Annotated in this window: 16 protein-coding genes; 3 read left to right on the forward strand and 13 right to left on the reverse strand. The window is 50.2% G+C overall.

Going from position 1 to position 22,358, the window contains the following annotated elements; translation table 11 throughout:
- Positions 1 to 81: 81 nt before the first annotated feature.
- The 7 genes from RW092_RS13025 to xylA form a co-directional block, all read right to left on the reverse strand.
- Complete coding sequence (locus tag RW092_RS13025; protein WP_016313765.1) at positions 82 to 999, reverse strand: carbohydrate ABC transporter permease; 918 nt, start codon at positions 997 to 999, stop codon at positions 82 to 84.
- A 24-nt stretch (positions 1,000 to 1,023) separates the two neighbouring features.
- The gene (locus RW092_RS13030; protein ID WP_028537514.1) at positions 1,024 to 1,953 is read right to left on the reverse strand and encodes an ABC transporter permease; all 930 of its coding nucleotides are present in this window, start codon (positions 1,951 to 1,953) and stop codon (positions 1,024 to 1,026) included.
- An 86-nt stretch (positions 1,954 to 2,039) separates the two neighbouring features.
- Positions 2,040 to 3,527: an ABC transporter substrate-binding protein gene (locus RW092_RS13035; protein WP_028537513.1), complete on the reverse strand. Its 1,488-nt coding sequence runs from the start codon at positions 3,525 to 3,527 to the stop codon at positions 2,040 to 2,042.
- 199 nt (positions 3,528 to 3,726) lie between these two features.
- On the reverse strand, positions 3,727 to 5,256 hold the full coding sequence (locus tag RW092_RS13040) for a response regulator transcription factor (protein ID WP_028537512.1): 1,530 nt from the start codon (positions 5,254 to 5,256) through the stop codon (positions 3,727 to 3,729).
- A complete protein-coding gene (locus RW092_RS13045; protein ID WP_127576632.1) occupies positions 5,249 to 7,072 on the reverse strand; it encodes a sensor histidine kinase in 1,824 nt (607 codons plus the stop codon). Before RW092_RS13045 ends, RW092_RS13040 begins: the two co-directional genes overlap by 8 nt.
- Before the next feature lie 146 nt (positions 7,073 to 7,218).
- Positions 7,219 to 8,715 carry a xylulokinase gene (xylB, locus tag RW092_RS13050; protein WP_028537510.1) on the reverse strand — a complete coding sequence of 499 codons (1,497 nt, stop codon included), beginning with the start codon at positions 8,713 to 8,715 and terminating at the stop codon, positions 7,219 to 7,221.
- A 103-nt stretch (positions 8,716 to 8,818) separates the two neighbouring features.
- Positions 8,819 to 10,135: a xylose isomerase gene (gene xylA / locus RW092_RS13055; protein WP_028537509.1), complete on the reverse strand. Its 1,317-nt coding sequence runs from the start codon at positions 10,133 to 10,135 to the stop codon at positions 8,819 to 8,821.
- Positions 10,136 to 10,372: 237 nt separating this feature from the next.
- On the opposite strand from xylA, the gene RW092_RS13060 reads away from it, so the two are divergent.
- Complete coding sequence (locus RW092_RS13060; protein WP_028537508.1) at positions 10,373 to 11,572, forward strand: ROK family protein; 1,200 nt, start codon at positions 10,373 to 10,375, stop codon at positions 11,570 to 11,572.
- 58 nt (positions 11,573 to 11,630) lie between these two features.
- On the opposite strand, the gene RW092_RS13065 is transcribed toward RW092_RS13060, so the two are convergent.
- The gene (locus RW092_RS13065) at positions 11,631 to 14,678 is read right to left on the reverse strand and encodes an EAL domain-containing protein (protein ID WP_316010412.1); all 3,048 of its coding nucleotides are present in this window, start codon (positions 14,676 to 14,678) and stop codon (positions 11,631 to 11,633) included.
- 171 nt (positions 14,679 to 14,849) lie between these two features.
- Positions 14,850 to 15,653 (reverse strand): formate/nitrite transporter family protein, encoded by an 804-nt coding sequence (locus RW092_RS13070; protein WP_028537506.1) that lies wholly within the window; start codon positions 15,651 to 15,653, stop codon positions 14,850 to 14,852.
- A gap of 240 nt (positions 15,654 to 15,893) precedes the next feature.
- On the opposite strand from RW092_RS13070, the gene RW092_RS13075 reads away from it, so the two are divergent.
- Both RW092_RS13075 and RW092_RS13080 read left to right on the forward strand, forming a co-directional pair.
- Positions 15,894 to 16,049, forward strand: coding sequence for a hypothetical protein (locus RW092_RS13075; protein ID WP_016313775.1), 156 nt, complete (start codon positions 15,894 to 15,896; stop codon positions 16,047 to 16,049).
- 282 nt (positions 16,050 to 16,331) lie between these two features.
- Positions 16,332 to 18,059, forward strand: a complete 1,728-nt coding sequence (locus RW092_RS13080; RefSeq protein ID WP_016313776.1) for a putative bifunctional diguanylate cyclase/phosphodiesterase — start codon at positions 16,332 to 16,334, stop codon at positions 18,057 to 18,059.
- Between the two features lie 29 nt (positions 18,060 to 18,088).
- Here RW092_RS13080 and RW092_RS13085 read toward each other — a convergent pair whose 3' ends face one another.
- From RW092_RS13085 to RW092_RS13100, 4 genes are all read right to left on the reverse strand, one after another.
- Positions 18,089 to 19,378, reverse strand: a complete 1,290-nt coding sequence (locus tag RW092_RS13085) for an MFS transporter (RefSeq protein WP_316010413.1) — start codon at positions 19,376 to 19,378, stop codon at positions 18,089 to 18,091.
- A gap of 36 nt (positions 19,379 to 19,414) precedes the next feature.
- A complete protein-coding gene (locus RW092_RS13090; protein ID WP_316010414.1) occupies positions 19,415 to 20,326 on the reverse strand; it encodes a polysaccharide deacetylase family protein in 912 nt (303 codons plus the stop codon).
- Positions 20,327 to 20,407: 81 nt separating this feature from the next.
- The gene (locus RW092_RS13095; RefSeq protein WP_316010415.1) at positions 20,408 to 20,893 is read right to left on the reverse strand and encodes an RDD family protein; all 486 of its coding nucleotides are present in this window, start codon (positions 20,891 to 20,893) and stop codon (positions 20,408 to 20,410) included.
- Positions 20,894 to 21,108: 215 nt separating this feature from the next.
- Positions 21,109 to 22,107, reverse strand: a complete 999-nt coding sequence (locus tag RW092_RS13100) for a glycosyltransferase (protein ID WP_028537503.1) — start codon at positions 22,105 to 22,107, stop codon at positions 21,109 to 21,111.
- Positions 22,108 to 22,358 lie beyond the last annotated feature (251 nt).

Below are 22,358 nucleotides of genomic sequence, written 5' to 3' on the forward strand. Positions count from 1 at the left end.
CCTTGATTCCAAAAGGGTTCAAAAATGATTTAAACTAAAAAATTTACTTTTCAGCATCGAGAAGGTTCAATGAAGCTATATTTATTCTTTGACAGCGCCTACCGTAAGTCCTTGTACAAAATACCGTTGAAAGAACGGATATGCAAAAATAATTGGCAGCGTCGCCAGCACGACCATCGCCATCCGCGAAGTGTCCTGCGGAATGGATTGCATCGCAGCCAGGCTAAGCGAAGTATTCTGCGAGTTTTGCTGAATAAACGCAATACTTGATTCGATCCGCATCAGCATCGACTGCAGCGGAACTAAATTCGGATTGTCGATATACAGCAGTGCATTAAACCAGTCGTTCCAGTAACCCAGCGTGCTGAACAAGCCGATCGTAGCAAGACCTGGGAGCGACAGCGGCAAGACGATCCGCAGGAAAATATAGAAATCGCCGGCACCGTCAATCCGCGCCGATTCAATAATCGCCTCTGGAACGCTTGTACTATAAAACGTACGTAAGATCATGATATAGAACGCATTCATTGCGAGCGGCAAAATCAGCGCCCACAACGAATCTTTCAAACCCATCAACTGGGATACCACCATATAGGTAGGAATCATCCCGCCGTTAAACAGCATAGTCACAATCGCAAATACAGAGAAAAATCTCCGGTAACGGAAGCTCTTCCGCGAAATCGCATAAGCATAAAGCGAAATCATGACCAAACTGAGGATCGTACCTATCAGCGTGACTGCGATGGTTACTCCGTAAGAACGAAGCAGGGAGTCACCGCTCTCAAACACGAAGCGGTATGCATCGAGACTCCATTTGGCCGGCAGCAGCCGGTAACCGTCCGTTGCCAGCGTCTTCTCATCGGTAAAGGAAATAATCACAACAAAGATAAAGGGAAATACGCACATGAACGAAAAAATACCGGCGATCAGGTGCAATACGGCGTTCCAGCCGCGAGAGACATGATGAAAATCTTTGCTTTTTCTAGCCATCTCCGCCATACCTTGACACTCCTTTCAGCTGTTTTAAAATAGGGCGCTGTCTTTATCAATTTTGCGCACGATGTAGTTCGAAACCATGACGAGAATAAAGCCTACCACCGATTGATAAAGACCGGCCGCCGTACTCATGCCGATTTCCCCGGTTGTTTTCAGACCGCGGTATACGTAAGTGTCAATAACGTTCGTGACTTGATAAAGCGTACCCGAATCTCTTGGCACTTGGTAGAACAAGCCGAAGTCAGCGTAGAAGATCCGCCCTACCGCCAGCAGTGTCATGATAATGATAATTGGGGAGAGCAGGGGAACCGTGATGTTGCGGACTTGCTGCCATTTGGTCGCACCGTCAATCATCGCCGCTTCATAAAGCGATTTGTCGATACCCATGATCGAAGCCAGGTAAACGACACTGTTGTAACCGATGGTTTTCCATAGGTTAACGAAAATCAAAATATAAGGCCAATATTTCGGCTCCGAATACCAGTTAATCCGTTCCACGCCAAACCAACCTAAAATCTGGTTAATCATCCCGCGGTCCATGCTCAGGAAGCTAAACGCGAAGTAGCCGACGATAACCCAGGAAAGGAAGTAAGGCAGGAACATCCCGGTTTGATACACTTTGGCCATGGTCTTGCCGACCAACTCAGACAACAGAATCGCCATTGCCACGGAAAGGACAAGTCCGATGAAGATAAAAGCCAGGTTGTATAACAACGTGTTGCGGGTAATGGTAAAGGCATCGTTAGTACTAAACAAGAACTTGAAGTTTTCCCAACCTACCCATTCACTCCGCACAATACTTGCCCAGAATCCGTCACGGCTGAAGCGGTATTGCTTAAACGCCGTGATTGTACCGACCAGCGGAAGGTACGAGAAGAAGAAAAACCAAACGGCACCCGGCAACACCATAAATAACATGACTTTGTTCTTAAGTAGGTTTTTGAAAAATGCAGCCATGATGTTCCCCTCCTATCAAAAATAATGAAAAAGGATCGGGCGCAACTATCACCCGCCCGATCCCTCTCTATTTCTATAATGATTACTTATTTATTTTCAGCTCTCCAGGCATCGAGCTGAGCTTGGGCTTCAGCAATTACCTTGTCCAGGCCTGCCTCTTTGAATTTTTCGATTGCTTTCGGCAGGTATTCTGCTGGATCAACGGTACCCGTCATCAACGAGGACCAGAATTGCTCTTTTACGTTTTGTACAGCGGCCATTTCAGTCGCTACTTTCGTGCTGTCGAAGTTGAAGCTCAGGATTGGCGAGTTCACGCCTTCTGCGTTAAACTTCTTGAATTGCTCCCATTTGTCGTCTGGGTCGTTGGCATTCAAGTACAAGAGCATGTTGTTACCCAACGAGTACGAAGGCATGTCGTAGTTTTTCGATTCGTCCAGGTTTTCGTAGTGAGTGTCATTGATCTTCTTGTAGTGAACGCCTTCGATACCGGAGTCAACCATGTTGCGCAGCACCGGATCGGTGTTCAGCAGGTTCAGGAATTCCATCGCTTTCTCCGGATGTTCGGAGTTTGCGGAGATGGCCATGATCGAACCTTGTACGGAAGTGTTGGTGATGATTGCATCACTTGCCGGTGTAGATACTACAGGGTAGCCGTAGCTTGCACTCCACAGGTTATCCGCCAAAGGTTGAGTTTGTGCACGGTCCATGAACCATTGACCCGAAGTCATCAGGTCGCTGGTGGAACCCGTCGTAGCTGCTTCCGGAGCTACATAACCTGCTTTATAGTATTTGTGCATTACGTTCAGAGCTTCTTGCATTTCCGGCGTTTCCAGGATGTTTACGATTTTATAATCGGTTGTATCCAGTTTTACCGCCATCGGCAGGTTTTGAATAACGTAATCGTAAGGAACATACGGAACGTATTCTTTGTTCATCGCGAACGGCGTTACACCCGGTTCATTTTCTTTAATCGTTTTCAACAATGGCTCGATGCTTTCCAAGGAACGAACATTCGTGATGTCCAGGTTATACTTGTCCAAGAACGTTTTGTTGAAACGCCATACTTCTTGTTGCGGAAGTTCTTTATTCGCTGGGATCCCGTAGTTATGTCCGTCAACTTTGGAACCTTCCAGGAACGCAGGGTCGATCGTGTTCTTCAGATCTTTGCCATATTGCTCGAGCAGTTCATCCAATTGCATGAACGCGCCTTTTCTAGCGTTTTGCACGTAGTCGAAACCACCTGCGGAAGTGAAGATGATATCCATCGGTTCACCGGAAGCGACGTTTACTTGCATCTTTTGTGCGTAATCGCCCCAGTCGATCATTTTCATCGTAATGGTGGCATTGATTTTCTCTTTGGTGTACTTGCTGACTTCTTCCATAACACGGTCGACGTCTTTTTGAGGCGTACCGATCGTGTACCAAATCAGGTTAACCGTTTCCTCCGAGTTGCCTGCAGCAGCTCCGCTGTTGCTGCTGTCTGTGTTCTTGCTTCCGCCGCATGCGCTCAGAACAAGCACCAAGGCCATCAAAGTGGCAAGGACGAAAGAAAAACTTCTTTTGCTTTTACTCATGCTGATCCTCCCTTTTGAATCTCTTTTGTTTTGATTGACTAACCTAACCTTACCGAATGAAAGCCGTTACAAAAAGAAGATAAACCTAAAAAATTAAGGTACAAATTAAAGAAAAGGACAATACCCTGGAACCAAGGAAAACCAACCGTTTTAGGTGGTTAATAATCTCCTTGCTCCAGGGTACCCTCCCCTATGCGATCTAATGCAGCGCCTTAAAATCGGTGGGGGAGATCCCCACGTATTTCCGGAACTGCTTATAGAAATAACCGATCTCCCAGTAACCCACGCTCCGCGCGATTTCGTGCACTTTGAGATTGGTGTTTTTGAGTTGTTGCTTCGCCTTTTCGATCCGGTACTTGTTAATATACTCGGCAAAGGACACCCCCGTCTCTTTGTGAAATAACTGCCCGAGATAGACTGGATGTATATGGTACTGCGCCCCCAGCGTTTTGAGTGACAGTTCGTCGGCATAATGCGAGTCGATGTAGTTCAGCACCTGATGTACCACCGGATTCTTCGCATCCTGCAAAAGGGAACAAACCGTCTCCTCTGCCAAACTTACGAGAGTTTGGACCAGCTCTTGAAACGAATCACAGCGCTGGACACGTTGAAGCGTGTTCTTAAACAAGTCTGTCTCTTCTGAATATTTAATATGCTGAAGCTCCATTTTAAAGCGGACCACCAGTTCCAGGGCGACATTCTGCACATCCTCGGGACGAATCCCCTCCATTCTCTTCAGCCGCTCGAAATCTTGGCAAATCCGTTCTCTCAATCCATCCTTATCCTTCGCCAATATGAGCTTGGCGTAATCGTCCCAGCCCAGCGGATAGCCATTCTCCAATACGCCGCTGGCGCGGGTACTCTCTAGTTGCTTGTATTCCATGGTCCGCCGTTCGGGATAAATCAAATAATATTCAAGGGCTCTCTTGGCTTGTTTATAGCTGAGAGCGGCCGATTCAGGTCCCCGTCCTACGTTGCCTACGCCAATTTGAATCATCTGGTTCATGACCGACAATTCCAGCGACAGGTTCTCCATCAATTCGGCAAAAGTTCGCTTCTCCTCTGCCCCGGCAAGAAGGGAAGCCACGATGCCAATATCACCATCCACATCGTGGAATAGGGTGATTCCCCGCCACGCCACGAGATAACGTTCCGCGCGATCAAATACCTCGGCTGAATTGCCCTCGGTGCGCAGCATAGCCACAGCGACATAGGGCCCCTGCAAATGCAGGCCCAGCAGTTCGGTTCGCTCCTCGAATTCCGCAGCTGCCATCTGCCCGTTCAGCCACCGGTAAAGCGTGTTGTCCTTCAGGATTTGAATATCATAAGCGTCGTAGAGTCCATTTGGATCCACGCTGTCCAGCTTCTGCACCGTGTTGCGCAGCGTCGATTCCAGCTCCTCAACATTAATCGGCTTCAGCAGGTAGTTTTCAATGCCAAGCTTCATCCCCTCTTTGAGGTAATCAAACTCGTTAAACCCGCTTAAAATAATGACCTTCAATTCCTTGTGCAGCTTCCGCGCCTCGGAAATCAGCGTTAACCCATTCATGACCGGCATGGAGATGTCCGTGATTAATACATCCACCGGCTTCGTAGCCAGAGCGTCCAGCGCCTGCTGCCCGTTCTCGGCATGTCCGACAATTTCCAAGCCAAACTGCGGCCAGTCCACGATATCGTATAAGCCTTCGATGATAAATGGTTCGTCATCGACGATAAATACCTTATACATCTTCCCCCTCCATTCCTTCCCGATTCGGGAATCGAACCGTAATGGTTGTCCCGCTGCCAGGTGTGCTCTCGACCTTGATCCCATAGTCCGAGCCGTACAATAAACGCAGCCGTGAATGTACACTGCGTAACCCAAACATTCGCCCGGTTTCTTCTTCCCGCTCCAGCTCCCTGCGGATTTCCGCCAGCCGGTCGGGTTGGATACCCTTTCCGTTATCTTGGACCACCGCCACCAGCGAATCCCCGTCTTCCCGCACCTCAATCGTAATCCGGTTATCGCTTTGGTCGGTTTGAATCCCGTGCACAATATAGTTCTCCACAATAGGCTGCAAAGACAAACGAACCATCGCTTTGCCAAGAAGCGAAGGATCTGCTTGAATCTCATAACTAAAGCGATCCCGGTAACGGATGCGGAACAGCTCTAAATATAATCGGCAAGCTTCCAGCTCATCCTTAAGCGTATAGTTTTTCTTTTGTTGCACCATGCTCTTGAACAGAACGGACAAGCTGTATATCATTTCGCCCACGTCTTTCGCCCCTTGGGAAATGGCCCGCATCCGGATCACTTCCAGCGTATTGTATAAGAAGTGGGGATTGATCCGCGCCTGCAACGCAACGAGCTCGGTTTGCTGCTGCTTTATCTCCGCTTTAAACACTCGGTCGATGTAGATATTCAATTCGTCCAGCATGTCATTAAAGCTCTTGGAGATCTGCCCCAGCTCGTCCTCCCGAACATCAGCGATCCGTGCGGTAAGCTCCCCGTTACGAACTCTGCGGGTAAACCGGATAATATTTTGCGTGCGTTTGGCGAAATTGCTGATGAACAGCGCCGGAATCAGGATCGCGAACAAAATACAAATGGAGCTGATCGTAAAGATCGTGTTGCGAAGTCCATGATAGGTCTTGGCCAGCTCCTCTTTCGGGACGGTACTAAGCACGGTATAACCGCCCTGGCTTTGTGTCAGCTTGGTAGCGATCAACCCGTCATCCAGCACGCCGGTATCGTACATCGAGTTAATTTGCTCCGCATATGGGTATTTCTGATCATAATAGGTGCCAGAGGAATCAAATAATACGCTGCCATCAGCGGACAGCACCAGGATGGAACCTTTGAGTTCCTCTTCGTACATCGCGAGGCTGCCCCGGATCTTCTCTGTATCGTAATACACGTCAAGCTGCCCGATATTGCGAAGCGACTGCTTGTTATTGATGGGGATGCGGACCGAATACATCGGAAGATCCGGCAAGCCCACCGTTTTGCGCACCCAGATGTTGGCAGCCCCGACGTTCACGCCTTCCTCTTGATACATCACATCAGGGATAAAGGATCGGGCCTGATTCGTAGGGATAATCTTAAATTGCTTATCGCTGCCAAAAGCATACAGTTGCTGCAAATCCGCGCTATATAACATCAAACTGCGAATATCCGGATCGTCGTCGACAACGTTACGAAAATACAGAACGGTGTCGGTAGACGAACTATTTTCCGCATAGAATCGATCCAAACGGTAATTCACGTAATCCTGATACGGATGCTCCAGGAAAAAAGAAGTGTTCGAAGCCAACTCCTCATCTCGATAAATATCCCGCACCATTGTTTGTACGGATTCATATTTGCTGCCGATGTAATCGCTGACACTTTCGATCGCTCGCTTCTGAATGTCGAGCTGTCTCTGCACCGCGGACTCGGACATAAACATAAACATCAAATACGAAAATGTAATAATCGTCACGATCGTGATGACTGAAAAAAACAAAAGAATCTTCATGAACAAATTGTTCTTGAAGTAATTGCGGTAGATGCTCCGGATGAACATGTCTTCCCTCCTCGCACAAGGTCAATTATACCATGCCTTTGGCACTGCATGCGTTTGTAGTTCTTGGCGGATCAGCGCCAAATCCAAATGAAAAAACGCCTATTCCCCAGGGGAACAGGCGTTTATGGACAGATCCTTGTGCAAGCTTATCCGCGGAATTCCTGCAGCCCTTCGTTCAGCGAGCGAGTTGCTGCATAAACTTGCTGATACAGCTTAAATAGGCGAGCATATTTCTCTACATTAGCCGGAATCGGCTCATAGGTCTTCGCATACCCGATGAAGGCATCAGCGCATTCCTTCAGGCTGCCGAACCAGCCGCTGCCAACCGCCGCCATCATCGCTGCGCCCATCGCCGGACCTTGCTCGTTCTTGAGTGCCACGACCGGCTTGCCGAAGATATCGGCTTGCATTTGCAGCCAAACTGGATTCTTCGCGCCGCCGCCGATGGAGATGACGCGTTCAACCTCGATACCAGCTGCATGAAATAGATCAAACGATTCTTGCAGCGAGAAGGTGATCCCTTCCATCACAGCGCGGGCCAGATGCTCGCGGCGATGTGTGCCGGACAAGCCGATGAAGCTGCCACGAATGACGCTGTCCGCGTGCGGTGTACGTTCCCCGACCAGATACGGGGTGAACAACAGACCTTCCGAACCCGGTGCGATGTCGCCCACCGGCTTCAGCAGCTCGTCAAAGCTAAGCTCCGGTGCCAGCGAATCCTTGAACCAGCTTAAGGAATACCCTGCAGCCAGCGTCACGCCCATTGCATAAAAAGCGCCCGGATGCGCATGGTTAAAGAAATGCACCTTGCCGGCAAAATCTTTGTTCTTATCTTCTTCGTAAGTCAGCACTACGCCAGACGTTCCCACGCTGCACAGCGCGTCGCCTTTACGAACGATGCCCGCACCAACCGCGCCACAGGCGTTGTCAGCACCGCCGCCGAACACTTTCGTGCCCGCTGCCAGGCCGGACTCAGCGGCAAACTCCGGCAGCAACGTGCCGGTAAACTCAGTGCTGCCCACAATCGGCGGGCAGAAGCCAGCGGGAAGACCGAAGGCGGCAGCGATCTCCTCGCTCCATTTCCCTTCCGGCACATTCAGCAGCAGCGTTCCCGCGGCATCGGAGATTTCCATATGCACTTGGCCGGTCATACGATAACGCAAATAATCCTTCGGCAATACAAAACGTGCAGCTTTGGCAAACAACTCCGGCTCATGCTCCTGTACCCAAAGGATTTTTGGCAACGTAAACCCTTCCAACGCAGCGTTGCGCGTAATATCGAGCAGCTTGTCGCCCAGCTTCGCTTCAATATCGCGGCATTGCTTGGTCGTACGGGTGTCGTTCCACAGAATCGCGTTGCGCAGCACATTGTTCTGCTCATCCAGCAGCACTAAACCGTGCATTTGACCGGAGAAGGAGACACCTTCGATGTCTTCGGCCGCTACGCCGCTTTCCTTGAGCAATTGCTGCAAGCAAGCAACGGTCCCTTTGACCCATTCCTCCGGATTTTGTTCGCTATACCCCGGACGCTCTTGGATCAGCGGATATGCTGCGGATGCCTCCCCGGCGATATCGCCGTTTTGATTCACAAGCAACGTCTTCACCGAGCTGGTCCCCAGATCGATGCCAATCACATACTTCATTGCGATACTCTCCCTTCGCATGTCCCCTAAGGGGCCTTATACCACAAAAAGGGACGGCAGGCGTCCCCTTTTGGATAGTTGTGAAACAAGTCTCTCTCTAAGCTTATTTCGTGCCGAAAATGTATTCGTTCAGGCGGGCTTTCACCAGCTCGAGGTGGTTCGATTTGTTCACGATGTTGCTGTGTTCCAGAGCATAAGCTTCCAGCGTTTTGAAGTTCGCTTTACCGGACACGATATCCGCACCGATGCCGGATTTGAAGCTTGCATAACGTTCTTCAATCAGGTTTTCAATGAAGTTGTCTTCGATCATTTTGCCGGCTACTTTCAAGCCTTTCGCGAAGGTGTCCATACCAGCGATATGAGCATAGAACAGATCTTCCGGTTCGAAAGAAGTACGTCTTACTTTCGCGTCGAAGTTCACCCCGCCGGAGCCCAAGCCGCCGTTTTTCAGGATTTCATACATCGCGAGCGTTACAGCATACAGGTCTGTTGGGAATTCGTCCGTATCCCAGCCGAGCAGCATGTCGCCTTGGTTCGCGTCGATCGAACCCAGCATGTTGTTGATGCGGGCTACGCGCAGTTCGTGTTCGAACGTATGGCCAGCCAGCGTCGCATGGTTTGCTTCCAGGTTCAGCTTGAAGTGATCTTGCAAGCCGTATTTTTGCAGGAATGCAATCGTCGTAGCAGCATCGAAGTCATATTGGTGCTTGGTAGGCTCTTTTGGTTTTGGCTCGATCAAGAATTGACCTTTGAAGCCGATTTCCTTGGCATAGTCGATTGCCATTTGGAAGAATCTTGCCAGGTTGTCGAGTTCCAGAGCCATATCGGTGTTCAGCAAGGACTCGTAACCTTCACGACCGCCCCAGAACACATAGTTTTCAGCGCCCAGCTCAACAGCAGTTTCCAGACCTTTCTTCACTTGTGCTGCAGCATAAGCGAACACGTCAGCGTTGGAGGTTGTTGCCGCACCATGCACGTAACGCGGGTTGGAGAACATGTTAGCTGTGTTCCACAACAGCTTCACGCCGGTTTGCTTCATGCCTTCTTTGATTTTAGCTACGATGACGTCCAAATTTTCATTGGATTCTTTCAGGGTTGCGCCTTCAGGAGCAACGTCTACGTCATGGAAGCAGAAATACGGAGCGCCAAGCTTCTCCAAGAATTCAAAGTTAACTTCAACGCGAGCTTTTGCCAGATCCATGCCGCTTACTGTTTCCCAAGGACGAATCATGTTGCCTTGACCAAATGGGTCGCTGCCGTTCATCGTCAACGTGTGCCAGTAAGCCACGGCGAAACGCAAATGCTCCTTCATTGTTTTGCCGAGTACAACTTCATTCTCGTTATAATGTTTAAATGCTAGCGGATTGTCGGAACCTGCGCCTTCATACTGAATTTTGCTAATGTTCTTGAAATAACTCACCACGTATTCCTCCCACCAGAGATTTAATTAAAGTAAGCCTTTACATCCTGTCGATTTTAAGTAGCATGCCCATTTACTTGTGCGAGCATGCCGTCTACACTAAGATCGTATCACGTTCCACTTAGTTTGTCTAGTAAACTAACAAAGTTATTGATTTTACCTGGGACGTTTATGTTATGATGCGTATAGACACAATATTGCCATGCTAACAAGCTTGGGTATAACGAGGGAGTTTACATGAAAATCACAGGCGACCAACAGCTGATCAAAAAAATGAATAAAACGATCGTCCTGGATACGATTCGTCAGCGTCAACCCTTGTCTCGTGCGGATATCTCCGCTGCGATTGGCTTGAACAAGGCGACCGTATCGTCCCTCGTCTCCGAGTTGATCGACAGTCATCTGGTTACCGAGATCGGCCCCGGCGAATCCAGCGGCGGGCGCAAGCCGACCTTACTGCTCTTTAACCGCAATGCCGGATATGCCATTGGCATCGACATCCGCGTCAATGATTTACTGGCTGTGCTGGTTGATCTGGAGGGCCACGTGCTTCAGGAAAAATTGGTGCCGCTTCGCGACTTCAGTCCGGAGCACGTACTGGATCAGATTCGTCAGACTATCCATGAGTTTCGCCAGCAATTACCCGAATCCCCGTATGGGATCGTGGGGATCGGCATTGGCGTACCCGGGCTCGTCGACGACAAGAGCCGGGTGATCTCCGCACCCAACCTGGACTGGAACAAGGTTGAATTATTAGAACCGCTGGCCTCCGAATTCGGGGCCAATCTTCATATTGATAACGAGGCCAACGCCGGCGCGATAGGCGAGAAGCTCTTTGGGGCCGGACGCGAGGCCCAAAACTTGATCTACCTCAGCATCGGGATCGGCATCGGTTCCGGCATTATCGTTGGCGGCGAACTGTACCGCGGCACGTCGAATTTCTCCGGCGAAGTTGGTCATATGACCGTCGCCGAGAACGGCCCGCTCTGCCGCTGCGGCAACCGCGGCTGCTGGGAAACGCTCGCCTCGGAGAAGGCGTTGCTTGACCGAGCCGCCAAGGTGTGGGGAGAACAGCACCCCGACCTGGAGGAGATGCTTCAACTGGCCCGCGGCGGTGACTCCCGGGCGACCCAGCTCCTGAATGAAATCGGCGCCCAGCTTGGCGTTGGACTCGCCAATTTGGTCAACATCCTCAATCCGGAGCTGATCGTCATCGGCAACCGTCTGTCGCTAGCCGGGGACCTCATTGAGGATGCGATGCTGCGCACCATCGAAAACCGCAGCTTGTCTTATCACCGGAAGAAATCCGCAGTAGCTTTCGCCAACTTAGGCATCCGATCGACCGCACTCGGCGCCGCCTCCATGCCGATTACTGCGTTCCTCAGCGAACCGGATTCCGTTCCTGTGCAAGTCAGCGGCTCGACAGCCGGCCTTTGATCCAAAAAGAATAACCCGCAGTCTCGTGTTCTATATTCCACGAGACTGCAGGTTATTTTTATGCCATCTCATCCAGCGGGAAGCTTCGCAGCAAATCGCGCAGCTCTACCTCCGGAAGCGGCTTGCTAATATAATACCCTTGAATGACATCGCATTTCGCGCGGCGTACATGCTCCATCTGCTGCTTGGTTTCTACACCTTCGGCGATGACCTGAAGCCCCATTTTGCGTCCGATCAGAACGATTGCTTTCGCGAGCGAACGGCTGTCATCCTGTTCCGGCAAATGCTCGATAAATGATCGATCCACCTTCAATGTTGTAATTGGCATCTGCTTAAGTGACCCCAGCGAGGAATAGCCGGTGCCAAAATCATCTAATGCGATTTGAATGCCGTTGGCCTTCAATTCATTGAGCTTCGGCACCAGTGATTCCAACGTTTCCATAATCATCGACTCGGTAATTTCTAGCCCTAAGTATTCAGGATTCAAGCCGGTCTCCTGAAGGATCTGCAACACCTTGCCAACAAAGTCTTCTTCAAGCAGCTGAACCACGGAAATGTTCACAGCGATTTTATACGTTCCAAACCCGTCGTCCTCAAGACGTTTGGCGAAAGCACACGCTTCTCGCAGCACCCATTCGCCGATTGGGACGATCAGGCGGCTGTCCTCGGCTATTTTGATAAAGGATAAAGGCGATACGAAGCCAAGTTCCGGACTGTTCCAACGGATCAGCGCTTCAAACCCGCAAATTTGGCCGTCGCGAACCGAGATTTGAGGCTGGTAGTGAATGATGAACTCCCCCCGGTCGAGCGCATGCCGCAGGTTCTTTTCCAAGACCACTCGCTCATTAAACGCTTCAAGGAAAGCTGGAGCGAAGACGGCATATTGGCCTTTCCCCGCCTCTTTGGCCGCGTACATCGCGACGTCGGCATTCTTGAGAAGTTCCTCCGGGCTCCGTCCGTCTTCCGGGTAGAACGATATTCCGATGCTAATCGATACATACAGATCGCTGTCGTCTATCCGGAACGGCTCCTTGAATCCCTGGATCAGCTTTTGGGCCAGTCCCGTTGCTTCTTCCTTCCCCGCATCATTCATCAGAATTACAAACTCATCCCCGCCGAGGCGAAAGAGCATCCCGGCCTCTCCAATCAGGGAGGTCAAGCGAGCGCTGGCCTGTATCAGCAGCCGATCCCCAAATTTATGCCCCAACGTATCATTAATAAATTTAAAATTATCCGTATCTACGAAAAATAATGCGGCTTTGGCATCCTCTCGGGAAACCAGTTCATCCATTTTCTCAAGCAAATATAACCGGTTCGGCAAGTCGCTAAGTGTGTCGTAGTAGGCGAGATGCCGCATCCGCTGCTGGTACAATTTCAACTGGTGAATATCGATATTCGATCCCACCATCCGATAGGCCCGCCCTTGATCATCAAACAGCGCTTTCCCTCGTCCTAAAAACCAGCGGTACTCCCCGTTTTTGCACCGCAGCCGATATTCGCACTCGAAGACCTCTTTGACCCCTGCCTGTAAGGACGCAAATTCCTCATGGATTTTCACATTATCTTCCGGATGGACCACCTGTTGCATCATCTCGCTGGTTATTAAATCCTCTTGTTCGTAACCCAGCAGTTCAAACCATCTCGGCGAATAATACCGATGGTTCCGATCCAAATCCCACTCCCAAATGCCGCCGTTGGATGCCTCCGTGACCATGCGATAGCGCTCTTCGCTACGTCTTAGCCGCTCCTGATTATCCAGCAGCATATCGAAGTTCTGTCTTAATTCTTCCTGAGTCGCCGTTAACTCTAAATGCGCAGCCTCCAGCTCCTGATAGCTGTAATGCAGCTTATTTTCGAATTGCTTACGCTCTTCGATATCTACACCAGTCATGATGAAAACATCGGGGTCACCTTTCAGTCCAGGAATCACTGTCGTGCGGAACAAGAACGCCTTATCCTTCCCTTGATCCGCGCAAAATAAATGAATCTCGCAATGATCCACAAAGCGATACGCAAGCGCCTGATCCAACAGCGGAATCAACTCCCGGCAAGCGTGCTGCAGCAGAGAATGCTCCGTATATGGCCGTCCAATCGCTTCTCCTTCCCGAATACCGGTAATCATCTCGGCGTACCGATTGAAACGCACCGTTGTCCCGTCACCATGTACCGCCCAAATAAACAGGTTGCTATGATCCAGCACTTCCCTCGAAAATTCCCGTTCGCCGTGAATCGTGCGGCGCAGACGTTTGATGTACGTCCGAAGTAAGGTGTAGCCGATGGCTCCCCCTCCGACCAACAGTCCGCCGATGAGAATCAGTCGGTTCCGTAATGCGTAAGAGTAAGATTCAGAATGGGTGAAGAAATATTTCAGATAGAGCTCCTCATACACCCCTGAGCGCTTCACATCATCAATCCGGCGATTCACATACTCAACCAACTCCGGCATTTGCTTGCTGATCCCATAAGCCACATCGCAGGGATACAAACCTTCCAGCAACTTGTGAACCTCTCCGGTCATGTCCTGCTTAACAATCAAATAATCGACGACGTTCTCATTCTCAAACAGCAGGTCGATTTCTCCCCGTTTTAATGCGGCAAGGGCCGCTTCGACGGTAGGATATGTACGATAAGACGTTACACCAACTTTAGTCCGTAAAATATCTTCCGTATATTGTCCGGCGCCTACGCCAACGGAATATTGGTGGAGTTCATCCGTCCTTAATGAGCCGCGAAAATGTTCTCCCGCATAGACTCCGATATAAGTCCGCATCACCGGCTTGGAAAATAGCACATCCTGCCTTCGATTCTCTTGGATCACCATTAATCCGGACGTATCCGCCTTTCCTTCCGTAAGAGCTTGGTACACGTTTTTCCAATCCGAGGTGGAGTAAACCAGCGTATAGTCCTTCTCTTTGAAGAGCATGTGGGTTAATTCCAGATCGAAGCCCATCAGAAATCCGTTTTGACTGAACTTATAAGGAGGATAGTCCAGCTCCGTCTGGTAACGAACCTCTTTCTGCTCCGCTTCGACTGTTGTCGAGCCTAACCCCGCCGTGACCAAAACCACAAGCAGGCATGCCACCCATAACAGACGGATTTGCTTCATTCGCGATACACCCTTTACGTTAGGATAGTGGAGGTACTATCAAATCACGAAAATTAGCATATTTTGCTTTATCTTATCATAGGAGTACAAGAAGACCTATGCCATATTACATGGTTCTACAAAAAAAAATAGACACCTCCTGATGAGAAGATGTCTGACTGTACCTGTTGGCTATTTCGACGTACCGGAAGCATCCTCCGCATCCAGATACGGCTTGTTGGCGAAATAGTACATAAAGCCCATCAACAGCACCCCGCCAACCAAATTACCTAGGGTGACAGGAATCAAGTTGTGAAGAACACCGCCAAACGATATTGTGGCGGGATGGTCCAGCACCAAAGCGATGGCGAAGGTACACATATTCGCAATACTATGTTCATAACCGGAGATAAAAAAGCAGAAGACAAACAACATCATCGCAAACATCTTCGCCCCATCCCCTTGCAGCGCCATCGGAATGAAAAAAGCCAGGCACACCAGCCAATTACAAAGAATGGCGCGGAAAAACAATTCTGTGGCAGGAGTCGTCATCTTATGCTCAACTACGTTGAGCAAGAAGCTATTCACCGAAGCATCGGCAAATAAGCCCGTTAAGTAAATCAAAAGGGCAAAAGCGGCTGCGCCCAAAATATTGCCGAGGTAGCTAAACACCCATAACTTGGTGACATCCAGCCATTTCAGCCGTTTCCTTAAAGCCGCGTATGTATAATAGAACGTATTTCCGGTAAATAGATCCCCGCCGCCGTAAGCGATAAGGATAATTGCAGCGCCAAAGGTCAAGGCGGCCATCGGATAGGTCAGCGGCGAATGCTCCACGTAGAAGAAGTTCCCGCTCTTAAACGCAACGATGACTCCAAATCCGATAAACATGCTCGCCAGCATTGCTCTGGCAATATACCGGATATGACTTTGCATAAAAATCTTATATTTCTTGATTGCGAGCTCCTCAACTTTTAACAGCGATTCAGTCTCCATAACGCCCCCCGTTAATTCATTTTATGGTGTTCTTTGAGGTTAGCTTATCCCTTGTTGGCTGCAGCCATCCCATCACTCCCCATTTTCGTTTAAATCTAAAATAAACGGTATTGCTGCTATTTACAAGCGATACAGATTTGTGCATAATAAAAATGAGGATTATATGATAATGATTATCATTATTGATTCAGAGCTGACCTGGTTTATCAACGAACAACAGTGTAAGAGGAGAGAATGCCCATGAGATTGTTAGCCGCCCGCAGAAAGACAAGGCTGAACATCGATGATTACTTGGATCTGCTCAATCTTGCCACCCATTTGGGCGACCGCCAATGGCAAAAGGAGATCATCCGCAAGCTGGAAATGATGCAATCCGAGGTAACTGACGTTCAATAGTCAGCCTATTCAAATAAGTGCGAGCTTAGGGACCCCCCAGGCTCGCTTTTTTTGTATCTGATCGATAAAAGTAAACTTTTGTCCTCTATCATACGACTACTGGCATTTAGGTGAAAGGATGCGCGTCTTCTGTCGCACTTTGTCGGAAAAATCGATTGCCATCGGTACCGTGCCACATGTATGATGGAGTCATAAGTGATGACTTTAGTAGATTCTCCCGTATGACATACATCGTCTGTTATTCTACTTCTACAGCGGATCATTTCGAGGAGGCTTTGTATTGTGGAAGACGATCAGATACGCTCCCTATTCCAGCCTGAATCCGTGCTCACCGCTTCGGCCTTGTTTCAGGCCATTGATCGGATGGGCGTTGGCCTGGCGATTACAAATCCGAATCTTCCGGACAATCCATTAGTCTATGTCAATCAAGGATTTGAGAAGATTACCGGATACAAGCGAGAGGAGGTTCTCCATCGGAATCTCCGTTTCCTTCAGGGAAAAGAGACCAACAAAGAACATCTAGCCGTAATTCGGAAAGCAATCAAGGAAATTGGGGCCGCTACAGTAACCATCAAGAACTATAAAAAGGACGGCAGCACCTTCTGGAACCAGTTTGTCATCAGTCCCATTTTGGATTCGGACGGGCATCTGCTCTATTTCATTGGGCTTCAGTTCGACGTAACTCGGGAAATGGAGAAGCAACAAGCTTCAAGGGAACGACTTCGTCAGTTGTCCCATTTCGATCCGGTGACCCACCTGCTGAATTCCAATTATTTTAAGGAGCTGATGTACACCGAGCTCGTTTCGGCCCAAGCCGAGAATACCACGGCCGCTGTCATTTGTATCAATCTCAACCGTTTTCGGCTGATTAATGAAAGCTATGGCGAGAGCAAAGGCAATGAACTGCTGCGCCAAGTCGCAGAAAGACTGCGTCGTTCATTCCCGGATGGAACACCGATATGCCGGAATTTTGCAGATGAATTTTTCGTATTGGTGTCGAATATCACGGATCCCTTATACATACATACACTTGCACTAGATTTGTATAAAGCGCTTAGAGAGCCTTACACAATATCCGACTATGCGTTCCAGGTCAGTTTCGGAATGGGGATCAGCCTCTACCCGGACGACGGATCTGACATTCATCAACTGCTGCAGCATGCAGAAATGGCGATGAAGGAAGCCAAGAAGGAAGCGCTCGAAGGCCCGCACTACTATGATCAATACCTGATGGATCGGCTGCAGAGCCAAATTACGTTAGAGAAAAAAATGATCCGCGCACTGGCAAGAGGGGAGTTTGAGCTTCACTTCCAGCCCAAGGTAAATGCCTTATCCCAAGAGCTGACCGGCTTTGAAGCGCTGATCCGCTGGAAGGACCCTGTCCAGGGATACATTCCGCCCAACTCTTTCATTCCGATCGCCGAGGAGAATGGGTTTATCGTTGAATTAGGCGAATGGGTCCTGTTGGAGGCGTGCAAAGCCAATAAACGTTGGCAAGAGGCCGGGTATCCGAAGCTGCCGGTATCGGTGAATGTCTCAGCGGTGCAATTCCGACATCCGCAATTCTTGCGTACCGTTGAACAGGTGCTGGACGAAACAGGTCTTGCCCCACAGTATTTGGAGCTGGAGGTCACCGAATCGCTGTTAAACGATCATGTGATGATCAAGGATACTTTAACGGCCTTGCAGCAAAAGGGCATCTCACTCTCGGTAGACGACTTCGGGACAGGCTACTCCTCGATCCATTACTTGAAGTCGCTCCCGGTTCAGGTGCTGAAAATCGATCGAACCTTCGTGCAGGAGACGCCGTGCTCCGAACGTGACAACTCTCTGCTTCGCTCCATCATCCAGTTAGGCAAATCGCTGGGTATGACGGTGCTGGCCGAAGGCGTCGAGACGAAAGCGCAGTTCGAATTTCTGCAGAAGAACGGCTGCGATCAAATTCAAGGTTACTATTACAGCCGTCCGCTGAACGAAGAAGCCGTAGAAGGCTTGCTGAAATCAAGTTAATGGGCGTTACAGCCCCCGATCCTCTCGGGTTATGCCGTTCTCTTGCCCAAAGGGAATAAGTAAAAAAATAACCATGCCAGCAGCAACGCTCCAGCCGGTATCCCGCTAAGCATCCATCGGATGCCCATCGCGGCCGATGCCGGCTGCTCATTTAGTGCGGCGTCGTAACCACTCGCCTCCAGAATGAGCCCCATGCATGCCGCCTGCAGCGAAACGCCCCAGCGCACGATAAATCCGTTCATGCCGAAGTACATGCCCTCCCGTCTTGCCCCAGTACGCCGCTCATCCTCATCGATCACCTCAGACAACAGGACATCAAGCAGCACCAGCAGTCCTGCCAATCCGATGCCGACGGCTGCAGCGGTGCCCATCGCCCCGCCTGCCTTTGTAACCAAGCCGAACGGCAGCAACGCTGCGGCATAGCAGCCCACCGCAATGAGGATGCCCCTCCGAGCTCCATATTTGGCGGTGATCCGTCCCCACAGAAATACGCAAGGAATCGCGGTGATAAAGATGGCCCCTAGCAACAAGGTGTTATAGCTCTCCTCGCGGCCCAGCACGTATTTGGTGTAGAACGGAATCCCGGCAGGCAGCAGTGCAAATGTAAACTGCACCAGAAAGCTGCCAGTCACGTAAAGGACAAACGCTCGGTTCCCCAAAGTATGTCGAACCGCTGTGGATAAACGGAAGGTGGCACGTTCCGGATCATGATGCTCCCGGCTGCCCCAAAGGGATAACGCTAGGAAGATGGCCGACAATCCAGCGAATATAACCCCCATCGCACCCCAACCAATCTGAGAATAAAGGAGCGGCGGAATCGCGACACCTACAATCATGCCCACGATCCCCATCATTTGCCGCCATGAAGAGACATACGCTCGGTCCTTAATACTCTGGAACATCTCCGGGAACAAAGCCGAGTAGTTCAGAACAACCAAGACGAATAATGCATCATACAGAATCACCGTGCCAATAAAATATGGGAAGGCCGCTTCTTCAGCCGCCGGGGGCGTCCACAGCAATGCAAACGCTGCCGCCAGCGGAACCATTCCAAACCCGATATAAGGGAGGCGTCTGCCAAACCGGGTGCGGGTCCGGTCAGACAAATGACCAAACAACGGGTTCAGCACGGCATTCAGCACGCCGTGAAAGATCATCGCCAAGCTGATCCAGGCGGGCCGTACGCCCAGCACGTCGACGTAATAATAGACGAGATAGGTTGCAAAAGCTTGCGACATCAAATTGACCGCCAGATTGCCCGAACTGTAGGCTACCTTTTGAAGCTCCGTCCGGTTTCCCGGATTTGCGGTTCGCATCATCCGCCCTGCCTCCTTTATTCAATCAGCCAGCCGGCCCTAAAGCTGCTGCTGTGACTTCTGCAGATCCTGCAAGTCCTTCCAACGGATCATCTCGATGCCTTCCTCCGCAAGAACCGTCTTAATGTCTGGATCTCGGAACAACATGTAGTCCCAATGTCTTTTTTCCCATTCGTGATGGATAGCCTTCAGTTCTTCCGTTGCAAGCGCTGGATGGATGATAATCTCTGAAACGCCGGGGCGGAGCCCTTTAAGAACCGCAATCATATCGCGTTTGTAGCTCTCGTATGTTTCGCCCGGCTGCTTGCCAAAGGGCAGACCGATGAGATCGTCGAGGAGGATCACACCCATCCGGTCAGCTAACTCGGTGACCTGACGCATGAGGGCATTCGCCTCCGGGGGCAATTTCCCTATTTGCGGCAGTGAACGAGGCAACCGGAAGGGCAATCCGTAATCCGCACAGATCTCAAACGTCACGTCTAGGAAATGGTTCCCTGTTGCCAAACCATATAGGCTGCCCATGTGGTTATCGAGATGTGTAGGAGCCAAGCCTAGCGCCAATGCGGTCTCCACCTGATTAATCATTTCAAGGCGCACTTGCGGCCGGGTGGCCTGCAATTCGAAGCGGGCGACGTCCTCGGGAAAATAACCTTCCTCTGTCACCAGAGTTCGCACGTCTCCATCCCGGGTAACCGGCCCCCATTTGTACCCGTTCCATTCACTGGTGAACGTCAAATGGACCCCCACATCGTACTCTGGATTGGCAACGCACCACGCCACTGCTTCCTTGGCCCAGGAGCAAGGGATCATCACCGTCGCGGAGGATACCGCCCGTTCCTGCAGCAGTTGGGTAATCGCCATATTCTCCGCATGGCACATGCCGAAATCGTCCGCGTTTACAATCAACAGTTTGGCTTCCCGCCCGTACCCCAATCGCTCTGCCAATGTCATTTGCCTTCTCCTCCGTTTCTGCTCTTCTAATTAATTAAAACGCTTTCATAAATATTGAAAATAACCGAAGTGCATCTTCGGTTAAGGATAAAACTCCGAATCCCGGTTAATGACGAACGTGTCACAGATCCAATCGTGCAATCCCCGCTTCTCCCGGGTAAAACCAATCATGATAAAACCGATCAACAGGATCAAAGCGGATAAAATCTGAGCAAAGTACCTGCAGAGCGAACGTAAAAACGAAATTCGTTCTCCTTGACCATCTACAATTTTTGCGCCAATCACCCGCTTCCCGACCGTCCCCTGCCAGGAAGAGCAGGGCATGATCACAAAATACAAGATATCCAGAATCCGCTGGACCAGATCGGACAAAGGCAGCAACCAATTGACAAGCGTTAAAATGGCAGCATCGATCAAATACGCGAGCAGCCTTCGCCAGAATCCCACGTAGATCTGGTCCGGGTCGCGATACATCATCTCACGGCGTTCCCCCTGATCCTGGTTCTGTGTGGAGGGCGGCTCATAAAAGAAAAACGGTTGCCCATCGGTAAGCATGGGTTGTGACATGTAACTTCAGCCCTTTCTCTGGCCGATGAATTTATATACCAAGTGTATGTTGGAACTTAGGCCTATAGTTCTTGAGTTTGTAATTTGTAATTCCGCTTATATCCTAATAATTCCTGCTCAGGAAAAAAAATAAGGGCAGTCGTGAATCGACTGTCCTTATCGTGATTAACTATTAATGATATTCCGAGCCGCATTGGTTTCTTCCGTCCGCCCGCTCATTTGAGCCACTCCCCAAAGAACCGCTCGTAGCCTCGCTTCATCACGGTCGCCGAAAACTTCTCAAAGGCGTAATCCCGATTGTCCCTGGAAAACTTCAGCGGTGAAGCTGCCGCCATGTTAACCAGCTCAAACCAGTTGTGCTCGTTGCCGGAAAAGGCGTGCCGAGAGCTGATGTGGCCATAACACGGATGCTCTGGTTTGACGACGATTTTGCCCATCGCCAGCGCTTCGGTCAGCGGCATCGCAAAGGTATCAAACCGGGAACAGCTCCAGTACACCTTGGCCGAGTTCATCAGCGCGAACACCTCGTCCTGGGTTAATGCAAACTTCAGGGTAACGTTACGAGGGATGTTGTATTTTTTCACACTTTCCTTATAACGCTCCCCGCCAAACACCATCACGACATCCTTGTCCGGGTTCTGCCGCGCATATTCCAGCACCAGGTCCGGCCGCCGATTCTCCTCGTCCCGTCCGATCCACAATACCCGATTCTCCACAATGGCCGCAGGGTCATAATACCGCTCCGCTAACGTTTCATTAAATCCGATTGGGATCACATCCACATCCGTCACACCAAACACGTCGTTCATTTGCTTCCGCAAAAACTCCGTCTGTACGATCGCCTTGTCCACGATGCCATAGAACGGCTTCATCATTTCGTAACCTGTCAGCGCCGGATCAGGGAAGCTGTGGGGAAACAGTACGCTCTTGGGGAGGAACATTTTCAGAAAAGTAAACCCGGATACCGTATAAATCACGTGCTCGATGTTCTGCGAGTAAATCTGGTCCAGCACGATATCGTAATTGACCAAATCCCCCTTCTCATGTTCATAGCCGGGAAGCCAATCGTGTCCGCTGACATGGCGCTCCGGTGAGATGAACACAACTTCCACGCCCAGTTCCCGGCCGATGTCGCGCAGCCGCTCCGCAAACACACGCGGGCCTTGGGCTTCCGCAAACTGGATTTTTCGCATGACTAAACCGACTTTCTTCATTTGATCCCGCCTCTAGTTGATATAGTAGTATGTGGCTTGCCACGTCATGACTTGCTTCGTCAACCGCTAATGGACCTAATGGACGCTAATGGCTATGAATCCGAGGCTACGCGAGTTTAGCTAAGATGAACGTAAACAAAAGACAGCCCTCCAAATTGCTACATCTCGTAGGTTAAAATGGATAGTGTAGTATAAACCAAACCATTTCAGAGCTACATAGCAAAGGAGAGCTGATACTATGCAGTCTACCA

It is taken from the genome of Paenibacillus sp. 3LSP, from assembly GCF_032465655.1.
Taxonomy (GTDB): Bacteria; Bacillota; Bacilli; order Paenibacillales; family Paenibacillaceae; genus Fontibacillus; species Fontibacillus barengoltzii.

Coding starts and splice junctions, on each gene's coding strand:
- RW092_RS13090 (WP_316010414.1), bottom strand. CDS start 20,326: ATGACATTGGCAGAGCGATTGGGGTACGGGCGGGAAGCCAAACTGTTG.
- RW092_RS13045 (WP_127576632.1), bottom strand. CDS start 7,072: ATGTTCATCCGGAGCATCTACCGCAATTACTTCAAGAACAATTTGTTC.
- RW092_RS13060 (WP_028537508.1), top strand. CDS start 10,373: ATGAAAATCACAGGCGACCAACAGCTGATCAAAAAAATGAATAAAACG.
- RW092_RS13095 (WP_316010415.1), bottom strand. CDS start 20,893: ATGTCACAACCCATGCTTACCGATGGGCAACCGTTTTTCTTTTATGAG.
- RW092_RS13085 (WP_316010413.1), bottom strand. CDS start 19,378: ATGATGCGAACCGCAAATCCGGGAAACCGGACGGAGCTTCAAAAGGTA.
- RW092_RS13035 (WP_028537513.1), bottom strand. CDS start 3,527: ATGAGTAAAAGCAAAAGAAGTTTTTCTTTCGTCCTTGCCACTTTGATG.
- RW092_RS13025 (WP_016313765.1), bottom strand. CDS start 999: ATGGCGGAGATGGCTAGAAAAAGCAAAGATTTTCATCATGTCTCTCGC.
- RW092_RS13100 (WP_028537503.1), bottom strand. CDS start 22,107: ATGAAGAAAGTCGGTTTAGTCATGCGAAAAATCCAGTTTGCGGAAGCC.
- RW092_RS13040 (WP_028537512.1), bottom strand. CDS start 5,256: ATGTATAAGGTATTTATCGTCGATGACGAACCATTTATCATCGAAGGC.
- RW092_RS13070 (WP_028537506.1), bottom strand. CDS start 15,653: ATGGAGACTGAATCGCTGTTAAAAGTTGAGGAGCTCGCAATCAAGAAA.
- RW092_RS13030 (WP_028537514.1), bottom strand. CDS start 1,953: ATGGCTGCATTTTTCAAAAACCTACTTAAGAACAAAGTCATGTTATTT.
- xylB (WP_028537510.1), bottom strand. CDS start 8,715: ATGAAGTATGTGATTGGCATCGATCTGGGGACCAGCTCGGTGAAGACG.
- RW092_RS13075 (WP_016313775.1), top strand. CDS start 15,894: ATGAGATTGTTAGCCGCCCGCAGAAAGACAAGGCTGAACATCGATGAT.
- RW092_RS13065 (WP_316010412.1), bottom strand. CDS start 14,678: ATGAAGCAAATCCGTCTGTTATGGGTGGCATGCCTGCTTGTGGTTTTG.